Source organism: Baaleninema sp. (assembly GCF_049974805.1).
In the GTDB taxonomy this organism is placed as follows: domain Bacteria; phylum Cyanobacteriota; class Cyanobacteriia; order Cyanobacteriales; family Geitlerinemataceae; genus Baaleninema.
The window spans coordinates 1-21,003 of the sequence record NZ_JBNGCO010000091.1 but is presented as its reverse complement, the minus strand read 5'-3'; the positions used below and the strand labels follow the sequence as shown (position 1 = coordinate 21,003).

Below are 21,003 nucleotides of genomic sequence, written 5' to 3'. Positions count from 1 at the left end.
CCACCCCGCGCTAAAGCGACGGGGCTACCAAGCTCCCGGACTTTTTACGTGTTTTCCAGGGGAGAAGTTGGAAAAATGGGACAAATGGGTACAAATGCGTCGAGAACAGGGGTTCCCCTTGGAAATTTGGTCGCCCCAGGCGGTGAAGTCACGATATCCGAAGCTGGCCACGGATGCGATCGAAGCGGCGGTTTATTCTCCGCGAGACCGACAGATTCAACCGATTCCCTTAACTCAGGCCTTGGTAGACGCCGCCAGAGGGAACGGCGTGCGGTTCGAGTTTGGGGCGACGGTGATGGATGCAGAGGTGACGAACGCAGAAATGGAGGTTCCCGAAACCCGCCACTGTCGCACCCTTATATATAAGGACATATATAAGGAGACGCAACATCACACGACGGATTGGGTGGTGCTGTCAGCGGGGTTGGGTTCGACGCCGTTTTCTCAGGTGTTGCGGGAACCGGTGACGATTCAACCCGTGTTGGGACAAGCCCTCGAGTTGGCGATCGATCTCCCTTCGGATTATCCCGTCGTTACCGCCCACGACGTACATTTGGTTTCCGCCGCAGAGGGACGCGCCTGGGTGGGGGCGACGGTGGAATTTCCCGACGCGAAAGGTTATGTCGTCTCCAATCCCAGTTTGTTACAAACTCTCAAATCTGAGGCGGCGCAGTTTTACCCCGAGTTGGCGATGGCAGAGGTTCGGCGTCAGTGGCAGGGGTTGCGACCGCGGCCGGTCGATCGCAGCGCCCCCGTTATCGAGACGTTACCGGGATATCACAACGTTCTCCTCGCCACGGGACATTATCGCAACGGCGTTTTGTTGGCACCAGCCACCGCCGAAGCCGTTTGTATGTTACTATTGAATAGCTATTCAGCTATTTAATAATATAGCTATAAATGTTTACAAATGTAACGACTTTTTAAGATAACGGCGGGGGTGAAGTTCTCAGATTCCTCTCAGATTCGAGAAGCGGGGGAGCGATCGAGCCGTTCCCCAAACCTCCAGAACCCTGAAAGCGTCGCGATCGGGGGAAATTATGAACGACTGTAACGATCGCTCGATCTCCAGAGACCGCCTGTTCTACTGTGGTCAACAGTTCTGTAACGAGCCTTTACCCATGACAGACACCATATTCGGGAAGATCGTCCGTAAAGAAATCCCAGCAGATATCGTCTACGAAGACGAATTATGCCTCGCATTTCGGGATATTTCGCCTCAAGCGCCCACGCACGTCCTCGTAATCCCCAAAAAGTCCCTAACCAGCATCGCAGACGCCCAAGAAGAAGATCGAGAACTCCTCGGACACCTGCTGTTGACCGCCAACCAGATCGCCCAACAAGAAGGACTCTCTCAGGGATATCGCATCGTCGTTAATACAGGCGCCCAAGCCGGTCAAACCGTGTTCCACCTTCACGTTCACGTCCTCGGCGGTCGTCCGATGGAGTGGCCTCCCGGCTAAATCTTAAAATTTTTCGTCAAAACCCTTTACAACCCGAAACAATTGCGTTAATATAATTAACAAGCGAGATACATAAATCATTCTTCTCGCGCTGAACCACATACAACGCAATAATTCATACCTATGACGACCACCTTACAGCAACGCGAATCCGCGTCTCTGTGGTCTCGGTTCTGCGAGTGGGTTACTAGCACCAACAACCGCCTTTATATCGGCTGGTTCGGTGTTCTGATGATCCCCACCCTGCTGACCGCGACTACCTGCTACATCATCGCCTTCATCGCTGCTCCTCCCGTGGACATCGATGGTATCCGCGAACCCGTTGCAGGTTCTCTGCTGTACGGCAACAACATCATCTCCGGTGCTGTTGTTCCGTCTTCCAACGCAATCGGACTTCACTTGTACCCGATTTGGGAAGCTGCCAGCCTCGATGAGTGGCTGTACAACGGCGGTCCTTACCAGCTCGTGATCTTCCACTTCCTCATTGGCGTTTTCTGCTACATGGGTCGTGAGTGGGAACTGAGCTACCGCCTCGGCATGCGTCCCTGGATCTGCGTGGCTTACTCTGCGCCTGTGGCCGCTGCTACGGCTGTGTTCCTGATCTACCCCATCGGTCAAGGTTCTTTCTCCGATGGTATGCCTCTGGGCATTTCGGGAACCTTCAACTTCATGTTGGTGTTCCAAGCTGAGCACAACATCCTGATGCACCCCTTCCACATGCTCGGTGTGGCTGGCGTGTTCGGCGGTGCTTTGTTCTCCGCTATGCACGGTTCTCTCGTCACCTCCTCCTTGGTGCGTGAAACGACCGAAACTGAGTCTCAAAACTACGGCTACAAATTCGGTCAAGAAGAAGAGACCTACAACATCGTGGCAGCTCACGGCTACTTCGGTCGCCTGATCTTCCAATACGCTTCCTTCAACAACAGCCGTTCCTTGCACTTCTTCTTGGGTGCTTGGCCGGTGGTTGGAATCTGGTTCACCGCTTTGGGCATCAGCACCATGGCGTTCAACCTCAACGGATTCAACTTCAACCAATCCGTTCTCGATAGCCAAGGCCGCGTCATCAACACCTGGGCTGACGTGATCAACCGCGCCAACCTCGGTATGGAAGTTATGCACGAGCGCAACGCTCACAACTTCCCCCTCGACCTGGCTGCTACCGAAGCTCCTTCCATCAACGGCTAATCACAGCGTTTGGAAGTTGGCGTGAATTGCGTAGCTAACTAACAACAAAAAAAGCGTCCTCTTCGGAGGGCGCTTTTTTTGTTGGGAAATTTTGACTGGGAAATTTCGATCGCCCCATCACCCCATCATCCCCTCACCCCATCATCCCCTCACCCCCCAATCGACTCGCCGTCCGCAAAATCTGTCCGGCTAACACCGCCGCCCCAAAGCCGTTGTCGATGTTGACGACGCCGATTCCCGCCGCGCAAGAGTTCAACATCGTCAATAAGGGGGCGACGCCGTTGAAACTGACGCCGTAACCGATGCTGGTGGGAACGCCGATGACGGGACAATCCACGAGTCCGGCGACGACGCTGGGTAAGGCGCCCTCCATCCCCGCAACGACTACCAAAACGTCCGTTTGGGCGAGGAGATGGCGGTTGTTTAACAGGCGGTGCAATCCCGCAACTCCCACGTCCCACAACCGCAATACTTCAAACCCGCAGAGTTCGGCGGTGGTGGCGGCTTCTTCGGCGACGGGGAGATCGGCGGTTCCCGCACTGAGAACGCCAATTGTCCCGGGATAGCGGGGTTCGAGGGGGTCGGGGGCGATGGCGCAAATTCTGGCTTGGGGATAGTAGCGCACTTCTCGCACGCGATCGCGCACGTGGGCGTAAACTTCCGCCGAGACGCGAGTGGCCATCACCGTAGAATGTCGATCGCGCATGGTTAACATAATTTCGGCAATTTGAGCCGGGGTTTTATCCTGTCCCCAAATGACTTCAGGAAATCCCGTTCTCAAACTGCGATGGTTGTCGATTTTGGCAAAGTCGCCGACGGGTTCGTAAGCGAAATGTTTTAAGTCGTTCAGGGCGGTTTGAGTATCCAGTTTTCCCGTGGCGACTGCATCGAGTAGGATTTTTAAACGATCGACATCCATGTTTTTCGCAATCTGTTACTGGTAAGAGCGTCAATTTAGAGCGTTAATTGTCCGAGGGGATCTCGGCTTTAAGACTTGAGAAACCCGGCATCTCTAAGATACCGGGTTTCTGGGAAATTACGACAACGAGAAGGCTCGAGTTTACTCGTCGATCGACAGTTCGTAAATATTCCAAAACGCGCCGCCACTGGCGGAATATTTAATGTTTTGAATGTCGTTGCGAATGGCTGCCATCGATAAGGGATTGACTAAGTAAATAAACGGTAATTGTTCTTGAACGATGGTTTGAGCTTGAGCGTAAATGGCTTTTCGATCTTCGTCGCCAAAAACTTGCGAAGCTTCGATAAACAAACGTTCGATTTCTTGTTCCCAGTCTGCCACTTCTCGACCTTCTAACGGCGGATTGCTACGGCTTTGGTTGAAGGAATGCAAACTGCCATCTACCGACCAAATTGTTAAACCGCCGTGGGGTTCGATGCTTCCGGTAAAGCCCAAAAGGTGACATTCCCAATCGAGATCGTTTGAGAGTTTGCTGACGAGGTTGTTGAAATCGATGGGGGTAAAGTTAACCTTGATGCCGATTTGACTTAAATCCTGTTTGATTTGAGCGCCGAGGGCTTCGCGAACTTGGTTTCCGGCGTTGGTGATGAGGGTAAATTCAACTCGGTTTCCGTCGGCGTCGAGGAGTCGATCGCGCTCGTCATATTGGAACCCCGCATCCAGTAAAAGTTCTTTGGCTTTGTCGAGATTGTAATCGTAAGTGGGAAGTCCTTCTTCTGGGGAATAGTAGTAATGACTTTGAATCGAAATCGGGGAATGTTGTAGTTCGCCCAAGCCGCGATAAATCGTGTTAATCATAGTTTCGCGATCGATGGCGTGGGCGACGGCTTGACGAAAGGCCAAGGTATTAAACCACTTGGATTTTACCGGATCGATAAGAGGCGTTCCATCGGGATTTTTGCCTTGATTTAGGTTAAAAGAAATAAAACTGGTTCCCAGAGCCGGCCCGTCTTCATAAATGCTGAAATTTCCCCGGTTTTCTTCTCGTTTGAGGAGTGAAAAATACTGCGGTGCGACGCTAACCGCACTCAATCCCCCCGAGCGAAATTGTAAAAGCTGCGTGTCTTGGTTTTCCACGATTTGCCAAACCACGCGATCGATATAGGGTTGGGGAATACCGCCATCGCCCTCTCGCCAATAATAGGGATTGCGCTCGAAAATCACCCGCTGGCTGGGAACGTATTGACTGAGGCGATAGGGGCCGTTGACAATGACCTGTTTCGCCTCGGTATCGGTTCCCCACGTACTGTTAAATATCGGATTGCCTTTCTCGTCCGTTTCTTCGATGGTCGGTCGTAAAATATGTTCGGGTAAAATTTCCGAACCCAACGCCCGCAGCAGCGGCGAAAAGGGTTCCGGAAGCCGGAATTCTACTTGGCGATCGTTGAGTTTGACAACGGTGGGAAACTCTCCGGTATCGCCGACGCGCAAAACATCGCGGGTGGAGGTGGGGACTTTTTCATTGAAGTAAACATCGTTATAGGTAAACACCACGTCGTCGGCGGTGAGGGGTTCGCCGTCGGACCAGCGTAAGTTTTCTCGCAGCGTAAAAACGATGCTTAACGTATCGTCGGAAATCGTCCAAGATTCTGCTAAGGCGGGTTCGATTTCTGTCGTGACGCCGTTGGTCCCGACGAGTCCTTCGTAGGTATAGGTGAAAACGTTGGGATATTCTTTGCTGAGGGCGGCGTTAAAGGTTTTGGGATCGCTAATTTGTCCGAGAATGAGTTGCGTTCCCTGGGCCGCTTCGACGCGGAAGTTTTCGGGGCTACATCCGCCAATCCCCAACAAGCTGAAACAGGCGAGGGCGACAGCCAGCCAGCGATGCCAGTATCGAGGGAAGTGGGAAACGAGTGACATGGCGTTTTTTGGGATGGGGCGGTGATGGGGTGATGAGATGATGAGGTGATGAGGGTTTTAGCCTTCACGGATGATTAGGGCGACGGTGTAGGCGGCGATGCCTTCTTCGCGTCCGATGGGTCCGAGTTTTTCGTGGGTGGTGGCTTTGATGCTGATGGCGGTGGGGTCGAGGTTGAGGACTTCTGAGAGTTTCGTTTGCATGGCGGCGAGGTGGGGTTTGAGTTTGGGGCGTTCGGCGACGATTACGCTGTCGAGGTTGCTGACTCGCCAACCGCGATCGATCAGGAGTTGGTTGACTTGTTCGAGGAGAATTAGGCTGTTTGCGCCTTTCCAGCGATCGTCGCTGGGGGGAAAGTAGTGACCGATATCGCCTAATGCTAAGGCACCGAGCATGGCGTCCATGATGGCATGGGTGAGAACGTCGGCGTCGCTATGGCCGACTAAGCCGAGGCGGTGGGGAATTTCGACGCCGCCGAGGATGAGGGGGCGGCCTTCGCCGAGGCGGTGGATGTCGTAGCCGTTACCGATCCGAAGGTTCATAAAAGGCGCGATCGCAGTGGAGAAGGAAGTTTACGGGTTTCGATCGTAACTTGTGACAGTTAACTTGTACAATTGAATAGCCCAATTTCGTTGGAGGAATCGTCCTCATGCCCGTTGCCGTCGGTATGATTCAAAGCCTCGGGTTTCCGTCAATCTTAGCGGCTGCCGATGCTGTCGTGAAGGCGGGACGAGTGACGCTGGTTTATTTCGACAAGGCGGAAAGAGGTCAGTTCGCGATCGCCTTTCGCGGACCGATTTCGGAAGTGAAACAGTCGATGGACGCCGGACTCGAAGCGGTTGAAAACACCCTTGGGGGCGAGATTATCTCTCACTATATCGTTCCCAATCCTCCGGAAAACGTGGTGGCGGTGCTTCCGCTGGAGTATACGGAAGCCAGCGAACCATTTCGATAGGGCAGCGTGTAGCGATTCGCGGTTGACTAATTCGGGAGGCGATCGACGCGAAACTCTTCAAATAACGTTTGAACCTCACGGTTTTAAAGTCCAGGGTTTGAAAACGTTTTCAACAAAGGTCGCCGCCCTCCGTACAATAAGGGCGACCGTATTAGAGCAAAGCCTTCCCGAGATTTGCGAACTCTAGGAGACGAACAGTGACACAACAGGCAGTTGGAGCGATCGAAACAAAGGGATTCCCCGGTATTTTGGCCGCCGCCGATGCGATGGTGAAAGCGGGACGAGTGACGTTGGTGGGATATATCCGCGTCGGAAGCGCCCGGTTTACGGTAAACATCCGGGGCGACGTATCGGAAGTCAAGCAAGCGATGGACGCGGGAATCGCCGCTGTGGAACGCACGGAAGGGGCAACTCTGGAATCTTGGGTGATTATTCCCCGTCCCCACGAAAACGTCGTCGCCGTGTTGCCGATCGATTTCAGCCCCAACGTGGAAGCCTTCCGCGACGCCGTGGAAGGGGTGAGAATGCCTCGCTTGGCCAATCCCTCGTCTTAAGGAGATGAGGGGATGAGGAGGTGAGGAGATGATGGGGTGAGGAGATTTCCTATCATCCGGTCGTCCGATCGTCGCCTCATCTTTTCTTGAAAATTGCCATCGCCACGGCAAACCGATATAATAAAAGATCGGACTTTTGACGGATTAGATCGATCGGCGCCTGTGCCGTCAGTGCTGCGAAATCCGTCTTTTTAAGTTTCCTCAAAATCTATCGTCATCATCCCTCGAAAACTATCATGAAGAAGCGCGTTCAACTTCTGCTCAATCAAGACGTTCGCAAACTCGGAAAATCGGGCGAATTGGTCGATGTGGCTCCCGGCTACGCAAGAAATTACTTAATTCCTCAAAAAATGGCGGTTCCCACGACGCCGGGAATTCTCAAGCAAGTGGAACTCCGCAAACAACAAGAACTCGAACGCATCGCCCAAATGAAACGGGATGCGGAAGCTCAGAAAACGGCTCTCGAAACTATCGGTCGCTATAGGATTCAAAAACAAGTGGGCGAAGGGGATGCGATCTTCGGAACCGTCACCGATCGCGACGTGGCGGCGGCGATTCAAGAAACAGCCGGACAAGAGGTCGATCGCCATGAGATTACGCTTCCCGAAATCAACAAAACGGGTTTCTACAAAGCGCAAATCAAACTGCATCCGGAAGTTACGGCGCAAGTGGAAATTCACGTGACTCCGTTGTAAGTCCGTCGAGTTTAACTCGTCGAAGTTGGGGCGAGGCGACGACGGTACAGCCGCCGAAATTCGACCCATTCGACAAAATATCTCGCTTTCTCCGACTCGCTAGGCGACGGGAACGCTGGACTCTTCGAGACTGGCGTTCTCGTTGTTTTGAGGGGCAAGTCAGTCAGCGATTTCCCGGGAATATCGCGGCGACGGGGTTGGAGGCGATCGACTGCGCCAGCGGAACTTCTGAAGATCGGATTCCGCCTTAGACGAAGTTTTGCCGGGTTTTGAGGGGTTTCGAGGGATTTAGCAACAAAACTTAAAGACTCAAACGTACCGAGACGCCAGACTCGGTAGTACCCTGAGAAATAATGCTTTGGCATCTTACGGACAAGCTCAATCGAGGCGTTTCGTCTCGGACTGTCTGAGTGCTAATGCGATAACACCCTTGGATTCATTCAATCGAGAAAAAAAACTATGATTCAACGTGGTTCTAAGGTGCGGATTCTTCGTAAAGAATCCTACTGGTACCAAGACGTCGGAACCGTCGCAACCATCGACCAAAGCGGGATTCGCTATCCCGTCATCGTCCGGTTCGACAAAGTGAACTATACCGGGTTTAGTGGCGCTGCCAGCGGTGTCAACACGAACAACTTCGCCCTCGAGGAACTCGTGGAAGTCGAAGCACCTAAGAAGAAGAAAAAATAAACCTCGATCGCACCGTCCGACAGTTTCCGTCGGGTAAGGTGCGTCAGTGGTTGGGGGTTAGCGTTGGCGGTGATCGATCGCGGCGAACGTCTAACCCTTTCTCGTTTTTTGTATGCTGCTTTTGTATGCTGCTTTTGTATGCTGCTCTAAACCACTTTCGCTAGTTTTCAACCTGTGCCAGAACTTCCCGAAGTCGAAACCGTCCGTCGCGGCTTGAACGCGGCCACCTGCCATCGCGAGATCGTTGGTGTTGAAGTGTTGCTCGATCACACCATCGCCGCCCCGGATTCCCTGGAGGATTTCGCGTCGGGACTCGAAGGACAATCGATCGCCTACTGGCATCGTCGGGGAAAATACCTGTTAGCCCAACTCGGGGACGATCCCGCCCTCGAAACCCTACAACCGACGCCTCACGGCTGGCTGGGGGTTCACCTGCGCATGACCGGACAGTTACTCTGGTGTCGCCGAGACGACGAACTGCAACGCCACACGCGAGTTCGTCTGTTTTATCAGGGAGAGGGGGAGCGCGATCGCGAACTGCGGTTCGTCGATACCCGCACCTTCGGCCGCCTCTGGTGGGTGCCGCCAGATACCCATCCCGCCACCGTCGTCACCGCTTTGCTGTCTCTGGGACCCGAACCGTTCTCGCAAGACTGTTCGACAGACTATCTCGCCGAAATTCTCAAAAACCGCCGCAAACCCATTAAAACCGCCCTTCTCGACCAAACCATTATTGCGGGAGTCGGCAACATTTACGCCGACGAAACCCTTTTCCTCAGCCGCATTCACCCCACACGATTGTCCTGCGAGTTGAGTCGGGACGATCTCGATCGCCTGCGGGGTAATTTAGTGCGCGTCCTCGACAAGGCCATCGAGGCCGGCGGCACCACCTTACGGGACTTTCGCAGCGTCGAAGGAACTAACGGTAACTACGGCGGTACGGCTTGGGTTTACAACCGTGGAGGGGAACCCTGTCGCGACTGCGGGACTGCCATCGAACGCCTCAAATTAAGCGGTCGATCGTCCTATTTTTGCCCAAACTGTCAGCCAGATATCAGATAGGACTCGAATTAAGAGTCAAAATCAACCTAAAATTCCGGCTAAATTCGACGTAAGATGAAAAGCAAGACAGACGTTTGAACGAAAACAGTCCATGCCAGCAGCCAAAAAACTGAAACGCGGTTCGTTCGTCCGCGTCGCCCGGGAAAAATTTGAAAACAGCCTGGAAGCCCAAGCTAGCGACAGTCGGCTTCCCAACTACATCTTCGAGACGCGAGGCGAAATCCTAGAAACCGAGGGAGACTACGCTCTCGTCAAATTCGGCATCGTTCCCACGCCGAACGCTTGGTTCCGTCTCGACCAACTCGAAGCGTTTGAGTAAATCGGACGTTTCGATGCGATCGATATCGCTCGAATCCCCTTCCTCTAACTTCCCGCCGTAACTGCGATCCTGCGCCCCCCAAACGCCCATGAACGCTTCGGTTACTTCCCCCTCTTCTGCCCGCGATCGATCGCAACATCGCGTTTCGATCGTCGGCGCCGGTAAAGTCGGCAGTACCCTCGCCCAACGAGTCGCCGAAAAAAACCTCGCCGATGTCGTCCTACTCGATGTCGTGGAAGGCTGGCCGCAAGGGGTGGCGCTGGATTTAATGCAGGCGCGGGGTCTCGAAGGCCACGATCGCCAAATTCTCGGCACCAACGATTACGCCGATACGGCCGGGTCCGATCTCGTCGTGATTACCGCCGGCCGCCCCCGCACGCCGGGAATGGACCGCAACGATTTAATTAAAACCAACGCGGCCATCGTCGTCGAGGCCGCGAAACGGTCGATCGAATACTCTCCCGAGGCCATTATTATCGTCGTCACCAATCCCCTCGACGTGATGGCTTACGTGGCTTGGAAAGGGACGCAGCTGCCCCCGCACCGCGTTATCGGGATGGCGGGAGTTCTCGACTCGGCGCGATTGCAAACCTTTATTTCCCTAGAACTGGGGGTTTCCACCCAAGACGTGCAGGCGATGGTGTTGGGGAACCACGGACAGCAAATGATTTCTCTGCCTCGCTACTGTACCGTCAAAGGCATTCCCCTACCGGATTGGTTGGACGCCGAGAGTATCGATCGCCTGGTCGATCGCACCCGCAACGGCGGTACGGAAATCGTCGAACTCATGCAGCGAGGGGGCGCGTACTTCGCGCCGGCCTCCTCGATTTATACGATGGTCGAAAGTATCCTTGCCGATCGATCGCGCGTGGTGAGTGCGGCGGCTTATCTACAAGGGGAATACGCCCTCGAAGACTTGTTCCTCGGCGTTCCTTGTCGTTTGGGACGCAGCGGTGTCGAGCAGATTATCGAACTGTCTCTGACGGAAGACGAATGCCAAGCGGTGATAGACGCAGCGGCTTCCGTCCGCGAAAACATCGAAGCCGCTCAAAAGATTCTCGGTTGGTCTTGAGGTTTTTTGAAGGAGAAGGGGAGAAGGGGAGATAGGGAGTCGGTGCGTGACGCGGTAATGCAAATTTGACCTGACTTCACTCACATTTCCCGACCGCGTCACACACCCTTGTCTGTTGGCGGCGTACAGGGTCGGTGCGTGACGATTGCTCGGTCTCAGGTTAGACACCCGATTTTTCTAGTCACGCACCCTACGAGCTGTCTTGACTATTCCAACGCCATTTTCATCAGGATCTTGTGGGTTCCTTGTTCCGCCGTGTCGTCGGAAGGACGACGTTGGATATAGGTGCCGTCCGGTTGTAACTCCCAGGCTTGGCGGTTGTCCGACAGCATAATCCCCAGGATTTCCTGTAAATCTTTGGCGATGGTGGGGTCTTCGATGGGGGTGATGGCTTCGACGCGGCGATTGAGGTTGCGGGGCATCCAGTCCGCACTGCCGATAAAGAGCTTCTCGTCTCCTTCGTTATTAAAGTAGAAGATGCGCGAGTGTTCTAAGAAGCGTCCGATAATGCTGATGACGCGGATGTTCTCGCTGACGCCGGGAACGCCGGGACGCAAGCAGCAAATGCCTCGGACGATGAGATCGATTTGTACTCCCGCTTGAGAGGCTTCGTACAGGGTTTCGATAATCTCTCGATCGACCAAGGAATTCATTTTGGCGACGATGCGTCCGGTGCCGCCGTTTTTAGCGTGGGCAATTTCCCCTCGGATCAGTTCGATGGTGCGATCGCGCATATTCACCGGAGCGACCAACAGCTTGCGATAAGACCGCTGGCGGGAATATCCCGTTAAATGGTTGAACAAATCGGTTAAATCTGCCCCGATTTCTTCGCGACAGGTAATAATCCCCAAATCCGTGTAGAGTTTTGCCGTTTTGGGGTTGTAGTTGCCCGTTCCGATGTGGACGTAGCGGCGGATGTGTTTTTTCTCCTGCCGCACGACCATCGAGATTTTGGTGTGGGTTTTCAAGCCAACCAAGCCATAAACGACGTGAACCCCCGCCTGTTCGAGTTTTCGCGCCCAGAGAATGTTGTTTTCTTCGTCAAAGCGGGCTTTCAATTCCACCAACACCGCTACTTGCTTGCCGTTTTCGGCGGCGGCGATGAGGGCTTTAATAATCGGCGAATCCCCCGAAGTGCGGTATAGGGTCATTTTGATGGCCAGTACGTCCGGGTCGTGGGCGGCGGCCGTAATGAAATGCTGTACCGTAGCCTGAAAGGAGTGGTAGGGCAGATGAACCAGGAGGTCGCCCCGTTCGCGAATTTCTTCAAACAGGTCGCCCTCGGTTTCTAAGTTGGGTTCGGACAAATCTAGTTCGAGTTCTCCGAACTGTCGCAACCGTGCCGGCACAACAGGCGTCCAGGGGGGATCTTTGAGTTCCGGAAGCGGCAACGACATCATCGACATCAAATCCCCTAAACCGAGGATTCCTTCGACTTGGTAAACGTCGCTGGTGTCGAGGAAGAGTTCCCCCATCAGCATGGTTCGCACTTCTTCGGAAATGGTGGAAGGAACTTCCATCCGTACCACCGAACCCCCCGACCGGCGTTTTCGCAGTTCTTGTTCGATGGCTAAGAGCAGGTCGTCGGCTTCGTCTTCTTCTACGGCGATGTCCGCGTTGCGGGTGATGCGGAAGGGATGGTATTCCTGTATGTTCATCCCCGGAAACAGGGATTCGAGGTTGTGGGCGATGACCTGTTCGAGGGGAACGCCCAGCCATACCATCGATCGACTGTCAGCTTGGGTGGCGTCTTCGGTGGGAAGGGGAACGAAACGGGGGAGGACTTTGGGGACTTTGACTCGCGCGAAGTATTCTTTTTCTGTTTCGGGGTCTTGGACGACCACGGCTAAGTTGAGGCTGAGGTTGGAAATGAAGGGGAAGGGGTGGCCGGGATCGACGGCCAGGGGCGTCAGGACGGGAAAGATTTTTTCCTCGAAGTAGGTTTGTAGGTAGTTGCGCTGTTCTTGGTTGAGGTCGATGTAGTCGAGGAGATAGACGCCGTGTTCGGAGAGTTGGGGACGCAGGACTTCTTGGAAATGGCGGTGTTGTTCGGCCACCATCGGATGGAGTCGATCGCTGATGTCGTCGAGTTGTTGTTGTGGTGTGCGACCGTCTGGGGTGAGTTTGGTGACGTGAGCATCGACTTGCTGTTTTAAGCCGGCCACCCGCACCATGAAGAATTCGTCGAGGTTGGAGCTGAAGATACCGAGGAATTTCAGCCGTTCGAGCAGGGGCGTGCGATCGTCGAGGGCTTCGTGTAACACTCGGTAGTTGAACTCGATCCAGCTTAATTCGCGGTTGAAGTAGTATTTGGGGTCTCGTAGGTCGATATCGACGGCTTTGGTTTTTTTGGCGCTGTCGGAATTGTTTTTTTTGGTTTTTGCCATAGTCGGAGATGCCAGGTTCAGAGAACGCGATCGAGTCAGATGAGTTAGAGCGATCGAACGGCGTTTCGCCCGAAGAGGCGCTACAGCGGGCGGGTTGCCGAAACGGTCGCTATCGACCTTGCTGGAACACTTCTTCTTCTCGACCGACCCACCACTCCCCGAGGCGATCGAGTTCCTGTTGGAGTTGGGCGATCGCCTCGAGATAGTCTTCTTCGGACATCGTCGCTCGACGCTCTTTTAATTTTTGCAACCGCAGTTGTACGAGCAACCACGGCTTGTGCGTGCCGTCGATCGCTTCGATATATTGGGCTAACGCTTTACTGTCCATCAGCTTACCGATTCGAGCTTAAGTTTAGCTTAACGGGCAGATCGCCCCCCGACAACTGTACTCTCGTCCCGCCGTCCCGCCTCAGTTAAGTTATTCTCATCATTAATAATGTTTTTTTATATGTTTTTGGTATTAATATTCTTTTGAATTATCAATATCGTAGTAGACAGACAGATAAAAACCACGATTTCTCAGAAAGACCAATGTTTCAGTTCCAAATTCCGTTCCCCCGCTTCGAGTTGCAAATTCCCTTTGACGGAGACCTTCTCGCTCCCCTGCGTCAGTATCTCGACGATCTCGACGTTCGCCGTCCCGGTTTAGCGCAAGCCATTTGTAACCTCGTTCCGGCGCAATGTCCCTTCGCCCGAGAAATTCGCGCGTTCGATCGCCTCTTGTTCCGCATTCCCCCCCTGTGCAAAATCAACCCCCTTTACAACGAACTCATGAGCTTGCGATTCCGCGCCCTCTGCTATTTAGAAGAGGAAATGGCCAAATGATAATGAAAACCAGAGAAAACTTCGTAGCCGCGTTTCAAGCAACGCGACTACGGGGAAAATCTCAAACTCCCGGGTTTGCCAGGTTTGCCCCTGTATCTCGGGTGGGCCAAGCCCACCGATCGCGAGTCGGGCGATCGCGTTTGAAGCGGTTCGGCCTGAGGGGAATTGGATATCGCATCATCTCCCATCCCGTCCAATTCCCGAAATCGATTTTTTGTATGACACCGAAAACCCCGTAGCGTCCTGGTATGAACAGATGCTACGGGGAAATTTTAACGGGCGATCGGAGCCACGATTGACGCATCGCCCCAGTCTGCCTTGTCTCCACAAAAAAACAGCCACGGCGAGCGCGGCTGTTTTGAGGTTCTAGATGGTTAAACAGACGGAATTACGCCATTTGGCTAGCAACGAAGTCCCAGCTCACCAGGTTGTTTAAGAAGGTGTCGATGTAGTTGGGACGCAGGTTTTGGTAGTCGAGATAATAAGCGTGTTCCCAAACGTCGATGGTGAGCAGAGGTTTGTGACCTTCCGTCATCGGGTTTTCTGCGTTGAGGGTTTTCACCACTTTCAGGCTGTCGCCATCTTGAACCAGCCAAGCCCAGCCGCTACCGAATTGGGTGGCGGCTGCCGTTTTCAGTTCGGAGATGAAGTTGTCGAAGCTACCGAAGTCAGCCTCGATTTTTTGGGCTAAGGCGCCGCTGGGTTTGCCGCCGCCACCGGGTTTCATGCACTGCCAGTAGAAGCTGTGGTTCCAAACTTGGGCGGCGTTGTTGAAGATACCGGATTTTTCCGGGTCGCCAGCGGTGGCTTTGATAATCTCTTCTAAGGATTTATCTGCCATGTCGGTGCCTTCGATGGCAGCGTTGAGCTTTTTCACGTAACCGGCGTGGTGTTTGCCGTAGTGGAATTCCAGGGTTTGCGCGGAGATATGAGGCGCCAGTGCGTCTTTTGCGTAAGGTAATTCCGGAAGTGTAAATGCCATGTGGTTTCTCCTCTAAAGGTTCCTGCGATCGAACGCAGATGTACTTTCGTTAGATATATCGATCGAGCAGGGCGCTCGACCTGCCGTTAGCTCTGAGGCTGTTGGCAACGAAACTTAACAGTACGGATCGTATCTCAAAATCTAAAACAAAGCCAAACTGATTATGAAAAAGCTGGGATTCCTGGGAATCCTTTGCCAAATCGAGGCGATCGCAATTTTTGGGGATGCGATCGCTTCCCAGCTCGGCCAGGTTTTTATATAGTTTTGTAAATTTAAAGAAATATATATAGACTTTTTGAGTTTTTTGTGGTATATAGGCATCACCCATTGGCGATCGCTTGACCAGTCCACTCAAAAGAACTTGCTAACTCAAGGTCGATGGTGGAGTCCAAGGCAGTAGTCGGGTCTACCTATAGCAATTATTCTATTGACAATTTGCAGTGCATAGCAAAAAATCTATGTATACTTGCCGATCGAGTCTATGGGGATTGCCAACCGAATCCACTACAGACACCGAAAAGGTGACATCTAGCGATCGGATCTATTTATAGCAATTAGTCTATTGACAATTTGCAGTGCATAGCAAAAAATCTATGTATGCTTGCCGCTCAAGTTTATGAGAATCACAAACCGCATCCACTTTAGAAACTTACAAGGTGACATCTTCGGAGGACTCACCGCCGCAATCATCGCCCTACCGATGGCATTAGCCTTCGGGGTCGCCTCGGGCGCCGGAGCCGCCGCCGGACTCTGGGGGGCGGTCTTAGTCGGGTTCTTCGCCGCCTTGTTCGGCGGAACCCCCACCCTCATCTCCGAACCCACCGGTCCGATGACCGTGGTCATGACTGCCGTAATTGCCGATCTCACCGCCTCGGCCGATACGACCGGAGAAGGTCTGGCCATGGCCTTCACCGTGGTCATGATGGCAGGTGTCTTCCAAATCCTGCTGGGAGTGCTGAGATTGGGGCGTTACGTCACCTTGATGCCCTACACCGTCATTTCCGGTTTCATGTCCGGAATCGGCATCATCCTGATCGTCCTGCAAACGGCACCGTTTTTAGGACAAGCCAGTCCCAAAGGCGGCGTGTTGGGAACCTTGGGCAGTTTGCCAGACCTTCTCGCCAACATTAACCCCGCCGAAACCGGTCTGGCCGTTTTAACCGTTCTGATTCTACTTTTTACCCCTCCTGCGCTAAAAAAATGGGTTCCGCCCCAATTACTCGCACTGATCGCAGGAACCGTTGTCTCTCTGATTCTCTTCCCCGACCTCGATATTCGTCGCATTGGCGAAATTCCCATGGGACTGCCCCAGTTGCAAATTCCCACCTTTAGCGCCGAGAAACTGCGAACGATGTTTGTCGATGCGGCGGTCTTAGGGATGTTGGGTTGTATCGATGCGCTGCTTACCTCGGTGGTAGCCGACAGCTTAACCCGTACCGAACACGACTCCAACAAAGAACTCATCGGACAAGGACTCGGGAACTTAGCCTCTGGACTCTTCGGCGGGATTGCCGGTGCCGGGGCTACCATGGGAACTGTGGTGAACATCCAAACCGGGGGACGAACGGCACTGTCGGGTTTGACTCGCGCCTTCATTCTCTTTATCGTCGTGCTGTGGGCAGGGAGTTTGACCGCCACTATTCCCATGGCCGTGTTAGCCGGAATTGCCCTGAAAGTGGGTATCGATATTATCGACTGGGACTTCCTGAAACGGGCGCATCAAATTTCCCTCAAAGGTGCGGCGATTATGTACAGCGTAATTGCCTTAACCGTTCTGGTGGATTTGATTGCGGCTGTGGGAATCGGGGTGTTCGTGGCCAACGTTCTGACGATCGATCGTCTCAGCCAGCTTCAATCGCAGTCGGTGAAAACGGTTACGGATGCCGACGACGTTATCAACCTCAACGATACAGAAAAACGCCTGCTCGATCGCGCCAACGGACAAGTTCTGTTGTGCCACTTAAGCGGACCGATGATTTTCGGCGTCGCCAAGGCGATTTCTCGGGAACACCGTGCGGTTCGATTCTGTAATGCCTTGGTTCTCGACCTCAGCGACGTTCCCCACGTGGGCGTTACCTCGTCCCTGGCGATTGAAAACGCCATTAACGAGGCCATCGAAGAAAACTGTCAAGTGTTCCTCGTGGGCGTCACCGGACAAATCAAACGTCGCTTCGAGAAAATGGGGATTCTCAGCCGCATTCCCAGCGACCACCTGATGATAGACCGAACTGAAGCTTTAGAACGCGCAATTTCAGAGGTCTGCGTTGAACAACCGATAAGCGGTAGCGGTAGCAGCAGCAACGAGCAACTCGTTTAATCGAAAGCCTGGATTGACTCGGATTTAATTTTCACCTGATGCTTCTGAATATCGAGAGGGCGATCGCTCTCTCGATTTTTTTCGTCTAGAGTCGAGAAGTGGCGGTGCTTGAACCCAAATAGCGACGCCACCGCCATGCACCGCAAGGGATTCGTCTTTTACCGTTGGGAGAACGGCGTTTGGCTGGTCGATACCGTTCCCGTGGAATGTTTAAACCGCCTCGATCGACCGTCAGTTTTCGATTCCTTCGTTACAATCCCAACAGACCGAACCGGTTATTGCCAACTCGCGTTTTTGGAAGACTGTACGTTATGGAAACTCGCCAACTCGGAACCTCGGACGTTCGCATCACCCCGATTCTGATGGGAACCTGGCAAGCGGGAAAGAATATGTGGACGGGAATCGATGACGACCAGATGGTGAAGGCGATTCGCACGGCTTATGAGTCGGGAATTACCACGATCGATACCGCCGAACAGTACGGCGACGGGTATTCTGAGCGTATCGTGGCCAAAGCGTTATCGGACGTGCGCGATAAGGTGGTGTACGCCACGAAGGTCTTTGCCAACCATCTCAAATACGATTGGGTGTTGGAAGCTTGCCATCGATCGCTCGAAAATCTCAACACTGACTATATCGATCTGTATCAAATTCACTGGCCGGCGGGAAGTTGGGGGTCGGAAATCGTTCCCATTGAGGAAACCATGTCGGCGTTGGTGAAATTGAAGGAAGACGGGAAAATTCGCGCCATTGGCGTCTCGAACTTTTCGCGAGAACAACTGGCGCAAGCGTCGCAATACGGACGAATCGACAGTTTGCAACCGCCCTATTCGCTATTTTGGCGCAATGTGGAAACCGACGGGATGCCCTACTGCGTGGAACAGAATATTTCGATTTTGGCCTATTCGCCGTTGGCGCAAGGGTTGTTGACGGGGAAATTCGGACGAGACCATCAGTTTGAGGAAGGAGACCACCGCGCCAAGAACAAGCTGTTTTATCGAAAATTTTGGGTTTGAAACCCCGCCCTTCTAGGGCGGCTTTACAGTACAATGGACGTGAATGGTTAAACTGGCTAACGAAACCCAAGTTAGTAAGTTTGCCTAAAACTCCAATTGAATGGGAATTTTGGCGGTGGGACACACCGTTACAGCCTGTGAAGCGAGTGTAAGACTTGAAGGATCTCGATCCGGAGAGCCACTGCGAAAAACTCGAGAGAGAAGGAAGCAGGAACCCAAATCGCGAGGTTTGGGAATCACCGCCCTTCCAGGGCGGTGAGGATGTCAACAAAGAGAGAATTACGATCGCGTCCAAACCGCCCTCGACCAACTGCGTCCGATTGCGGAGGGGAAAGGCTGCACGCTGGCGCAATTGGCGTTAGCGTGGTTGATTCGCCAACCGAATACGAACGCGATCGCGGGTGCGCGGAAACCGGAACAGGTCATCGACAACGCGAAAGCGGCGGATATTCAGTTGTCTGATGAGGAACTGTCGCAAATCGACGAAATCGGACGGTTGGTGACAGACCCGCTGGAAACGGACAACGATGTATTGTGGGATTTATAGATCGGTTGGGGGCGTTGCGTGGCGCGGCTTCGGTCGTGGAGAGTTGAGAGTTTCTCCCCATCCCCTCATCTCCTCATCCCATTACCTCATCATCTCAATCAATCTCGTCGCCAATCGAACCAGGCTTGTAGGAGACTTCTCAATCGGGGATGGCGGTGACGCCAGATGTCGCGCCATTCGGTGAGGAAGTAGCGGAATACTTCGCTGTCGGGGGAGTGGAGGGCGGCGACGGCTTCGATCGATCGGTTTTGAGCCATTAACGTGGCGACGGACTGGGCTAAAACTGGGGCGTGGGCGGAGAGAAAATGGGCGCCGAGGAGGTCTCCGCGAGGGCTGACGAGAAGTTTGCCAAATCCGGATAGATCGTCCCGTTGCTGGGCGGAGGAAAGCTGGTAGAAGGGACAGGTGAGGACGACGAGATCCTCGCCAAAGCGCCGTCTGGCTTGGGGTTCGGTGAGACCGACGGCGGCGAGATGGGGTTCGATCGACAGCACGCGGGGAAAGCGGTGATAGTCGGTCTTCCACAGGGGCAGAAACAGGGCGTTTTTTGTGGCGATATCCCCTTCGTACAAAGCGAGTTCGGGGTCGTTGTAGCCTCCGAGAAGGCTGCCACAGGCGTAAATTTGCGGGTTGGTGGTTTGTAGTCGCGGGTTCGTGCGGACGCGATGTCCTTGGCGGCGAATTCCTAGGGCGTTCCAGTTGAGTTTCGGGGTTTGGGCGTTCCATCCTTCCGCGACGACGATCGCATCGGTTTCCAGGGCGCGAGAACCTGCTTGAAGCCAGATGCTATCTTGGATTTGGCGCACTTGCATGACGGAGGTGCGCGTCAACACCTCGACGCCGCAGGCTTCTAGGTGGGCTTGGACGAACCTCGCCATTTGGGGATCTTCTTTGGGGAGAATTTGCGGTTCGGCGACGAGAAGTCTTACTTCAACCCCCAACCAGCCTAATGTATGGGCGATGATGACGGCGTGGGGATCGTTTCCGATGACGGCGATACGCGGCGGAAGTTCGCTTTGGAGGAGTTTTCCCAGGGTGGCGAGGTTGTAGTAGGGGGTTTCGTCTAAGCCTTGGATGGGGGGAACGGCGGGTTGGGCGGAGGGGGCGAGGAGATAGGATCGCGATCGAAAGGTTCGATCGCCCGCGATGGCGGTTAACTGGGGTTCGGTGTCGAAGTCCACGTCGCTGATGACGACATCGATTCCTTGCATGGATAACCCCGCAGGCGATCGCAACGCCAGCAGGTTTTCGGTAATTTCTTGGCAAATTCGCCAAACCCAATGGCGATCGATCCCCGATGTCGCCGCCACCCCCCACGCCTGCGATCGCTCCCGTTCTCGCGTCAGACGCTGCAACTGTTCCAGGGCGATGTGGGAGGTTTGTACTTCCGCCCACACCGACTCGGGCGGCAGAATTAACGCCACTCTCGCGCCCCATCCCGCCGCCACGGAGGCCGATCGCAGCCCCGCTTCGCTATCTCCGATGACGACCCAATCGTACTCGATTCCCATCCTGTTACATCCGTTTTTGCCGATCTCAAGCCAGAACTTTGGTTATTTTAAATTAAATTGACGCTCTGGTTTTCGGTATTACATTCTTTTTGGATTTTCGCGATTCATTTTTTGCTATTATTTTAGATTTAAGAATAAATCAAAATCTCATTTTTTTGAGTCTTTTTTTATAAATATCGAAATCTATCCAGCACCCCGGCATCTCCGAGATGCAGGGGTTCTAACACTCGGGTTCTAACACTCGGGTTCTAACACTCGGGTTCTAACACTCGATCGCGCGGCTTTTGGGTTCCACTTTGTTCCACCCAACCTACTCTGATATTTAGGTTTTTATAAGTCTTAATTAGTATAAAAAATTGGAACAAAAAACATGATATTGTCACTCTACAAAAAGCAAAAATTAAGTATTTTTAAAATTATTTTCTCGCCAGAGATCGCCCCATTCTCGAATTTCCTCAATTTCCGCTTTTGATATTTTTTTGAGTTGCGACAAAACCAGATTCATTCGCCCTAAAGATTTCAACTTATCGAAATTGCGATCGAGAAAATGCCAATACAGCAGGTTGAACGGACAAGCCTTCTCGCC

General features: G+C 53.3%; 21 protein-coding genes and 2 pseudogenes. 15 read left to right on the top strand and 8 right to left on the bottom strand.

What is annotated here, in order from left to right; all coding sequences use genetic code 11:
* From ACP5D4_RS16225 to psbA, 3 genes are all read left to right on the top strand, one after another.
* On the top strand, positions 1-886 hold an 886-nt coding region (locus ACP5D4_RS16225), incomplete at its 5' end, for an NAD(P)/FAD-dependent oxidoreductase (protein WP_428012669.1).
* A 235-nt stretch (positions 887-1,121) separates the two neighbouring features.
* Positions 1,122-1,463 carry a histidine triad nucleotide-binding protein gene (locus tag ACP5D4_RS16220; RefSeq protein ID WP_428012668.1) on the top strand — a complete coding sequence of 114 codons (342 nt, stop codon included), beginning with the start codon at positions 1,122-1,124 and terminating at the stop codon, positions 1,461-1,463.
* A gap of 123 nt (positions 1,464-1,586) precedes the next feature.
* Positions 1,587-2,648, top strand: a complete 1,062-nt coding sequence (gene psbA / locus ACP5D4_RS16215; protein WP_428012667.1) for a photosystem II q(b) protein — start codon at positions 1,587-1,589, stop codon at positions 2,646-2,648.
* Between the two features lie 133 nt (positions 2,649-2,781).
* Here psbA and larB read toward each other — a convergent pair whose 3' ends face one another.
* The 3 genes from larB to ispF all read right to left on the bottom strand — a co-directional run bounded on the left by larB (position 2,782) and on the right by ispF (position 6,027).
* Positions 2,782-3,567 (bottom strand): nickel pincer cofactor biosynthesis protein LarB, encoded by a 786-nt coding sequence (gene larB, locus ACP5D4_RS16210; protein ID WP_428012666.1) that lies wholly within the window; start codon positions 3,565-3,567, stop codon positions 2,782-2,784.
* 141 nt (positions 3,568-3,708) lie between these two features.
* Positions 3,709-5,487 (bottom strand): ABC transporter substrate-binding protein, encoded by a 1,779-nt coding sequence (locus ACP5D4_RS16205; protein WP_428012665.1) that lies wholly within the window; start codon positions 5,485-5,487, stop codon positions 3,709-3,711.
* Positions 5,488-5,544: 57 nt separating this feature from the next.
* Positions 5,545-6,027, bottom strand: a complete 483-nt coding sequence (gene ispF / locus ACP5D4_RS16200; RefSeq protein ID WP_428012664.1) for a 2-C-methyl-D-erythritol 2,4-cyclodiphosphate synthase — start codon at positions 6,025-6,027, stop codon at positions 5,545-5,547.
* Between the two features lie 107 nt (positions 6,028-6,134).
* Between ispF and ACP5D4_RS16195 the strand changes: the two genes are divergently transcribed.
* From ACP5D4_RS16195 to mdh, 7 genes are all read left to right on the top strand, one after another.
* Complete coding sequence (locus ACP5D4_RS16195; protein ID WP_428012663.1) at positions 6,135-6,440, top strand: carbon dioxide-concentrating mechanism protein CcmK; 306 nt, start codon at positions 6,135-6,137, stop codon at positions 6,438-6,440.
* A gap of 197 nt (positions 6,441-6,637) precedes the next feature.
* Complete coding sequence (locus ACP5D4_RS16190) at positions 6,638-6,994, top strand: carbon dioxide-concentrating mechanism protein CcmK (protein ID WP_428012662.1); 357 nt, start codon at positions 6,638-6,640, stop codon at positions 6,992-6,994.
* A gap of 236 nt (positions 6,995-7,230) precedes the next feature.
* Positions 7,231-7,689, top strand: coding sequence for a 50S ribosomal protein L9 (gene rplI, locus ACP5D4_RS16185; protein WP_428012661.1), 459 nt, complete (start codon positions 7,231-7,233; stop codon positions 7,687-7,689).
* A 459-nt stretch (positions 7,690-8,148) separates the two neighbouring features.
* Positions 8,149-8,379, top strand: coding sequence for a photosystem I reaction center subunit IV (locus ACP5D4_RS16180; RefSeq protein WP_428012660.1), 231 nt, complete (start codon positions 8,149-8,151; stop codon positions 8,377-8,379).
* Positions 8,380-8,553: 174 nt separating this feature from the next.
* Positions 8,554-9,441 (top strand): DNA-formamidopyrimidine glycosylase, encoded by an 888-nt coding sequence (locus tag ACP5D4_RS16175; RefSeq protein WP_428012659.1) that lies wholly within the window; start codon positions 8,554-8,556, stop codon positions 9,439-9,441.
* Between the two features lie 91 nt (positions 9,442-9,532).
* Positions 9,533-9,760 carry an NAD(P)H-quinone oxidoreductase subunit O gene (locus ACP5D4_RS16170; RefSeq protein ID WP_017659511.1) on the top strand — a complete coding sequence of 76 codons (228 nt, stop codon included), beginning with the start codon at positions 9,533-9,535 and terminating at the stop codon, positions 9,758-9,760.
* Positions 9,761-9,848: 88 nt separating this feature from the next.
* Positions 9,849-10,832 (top strand): malate dehydrogenase, encoded by a 984-nt coding sequence (gene mdh / locus ACP5D4_RS16165; protein WP_428012658.1) that lies wholly within the window; start codon positions 9,849-9,851, stop codon positions 10,830-10,832.
* A 206-nt stretch (positions 10,833-11,038) separates the two neighbouring features.
* Here the strand turns inward: mdh and ppk1 are convergent, their stop codons facing one another.
* The gene (gene ppk1 / locus ACP5D4_RS16160) at positions 11,039-13,219 is read right to left on the bottom strand and encodes a polyphosphate kinase 1 (RefSeq protein ID WP_428012657.1); all 2,181 of its coding nucleotides are present in this window, start codon (positions 13,217-13,219) and stop codon (positions 11,039-11,041) included.
* A 109-nt stretch (positions 13,220-13,328) separates the two neighbouring features.
* Positions 13,329-13,547, bottom strand: coding sequence for a hypothetical protein (locus ACP5D4_RS16155; RefSeq protein WP_428012656.1), 219 nt, complete (start codon positions 13,545-13,547; stop codon positions 13,329-13,331).
* Positions 13,548-13,750: 203 nt separating this feature from the next.
* Between ACP5D4_RS16155 and ACP5D4_RS16150 the strand changes: the two genes are divergently transcribed.
* Positions 13,751-14,044 carry a Mo-dependent nitrogenase C-terminal domain-containing protein gene (locus ACP5D4_RS16150; RefSeq protein ID WP_428012655.1) on the top strand — a complete coding sequence of 98 codons (294 nt, stop codon included), beginning with the start codon at positions 13,751-13,753 and terminating at the stop codon, positions 14,042-14,044.
* Positions 14,045-14,432: 388 nt separating this feature from the next.
* Here ACP5D4_RS16150 and ACP5D4_RS16145 read toward each other — a convergent pair whose 3' ends face one another.
* Positions 14,433-15,026 carry a superoxide dismutase gene (locus ACP5D4_RS16145; RefSeq protein WP_428012654.1) on the bottom strand — a complete coding sequence of 198 codons (594 nt, stop codon included), beginning with the start codon at positions 15,024-15,026 and terminating at the stop codon, positions 14,433-14,435.
* Positions 15,027-15,642: 616 nt separating this feature from the next.
* Between ACP5D4_RS16145 and bicA the strand changes: the two genes are divergently transcribed.
* From bicA to ACP5D4_RS16125, 4 genes and pseudogenes are all read left to right on the top strand, one after another.
* Complete coding sequence (bicA, locus tag ACP5D4_RS16140; RefSeq protein WP_428012653.1) at positions 15,643-17,343, top strand: bicarbonate transporter BicA; 1,701 nt, start codon at positions 15,643-15,645, stop codon at positions 17,341-17,343.
* 108 nt (positions 17,344-17,451) lie between these two features.
* Positions 17,452-17,706 carry a hypothetical protein gene (locus ACP5D4_RS16135; RefSeq protein ID WP_428012652.1) on the top strand — a complete coding sequence of 85 codons (255 nt, stop codon included), beginning with the start codon at positions 17,452-17,454 and terminating at the stop codon, positions 17,704-17,706.
* Positions 17,655-18,359 carry an aldo/keto reductase gene (locus ACP5D4_RS16130; protein WP_428012651.1) on the top strand — a complete coding sequence of 235 codons (705 nt, stop codon included), beginning with the start codon at positions 17,655-17,657 and terminating at the stop codon, positions 18,357-18,359. The genes ACP5D4_RS16135 and ACP5D4_RS16130 overlap by 52 nt, the downstream gene beginning before the upstream one ends.
* A 286-nt stretch (positions 18,360-18,645) precedes the next feature.
* Positions 18,646-18,906 (top strand): annotated as a pseudogene (locus ACP5D4_RS16125) (aldo/keto reductase); the annotation flags it as partial.
* A gap of 98 nt (positions 18,907-19,004) precedes the next feature.
* Here the strand turns inward: ACP5D4_RS16125 and ACP5D4_RS16120 are convergent.
* Together ACP5D4_RS16120 and ACP5D4_RS16115 are read right to left on the bottom strand one after the other, a co-directional pair.
* Positions 19,005-20,417 (bottom strand): FAD-dependent oxidoreductase, encoded by a 1,413-nt coding sequence (locus tag ACP5D4_RS16120; RefSeq protein ID WP_428012650.1) that lies wholly within the window; start codon positions 20,415-20,417, stop codon positions 19,005-19,007.
* A 400-nt stretch (positions 20,418-20,817) separates the two neighbouring features.
* Positions 20,818-21,003, bottom strand: a pseudogene (locus ACP5D4_RS16115) (hypothetical protein); the annotation flags it as partial.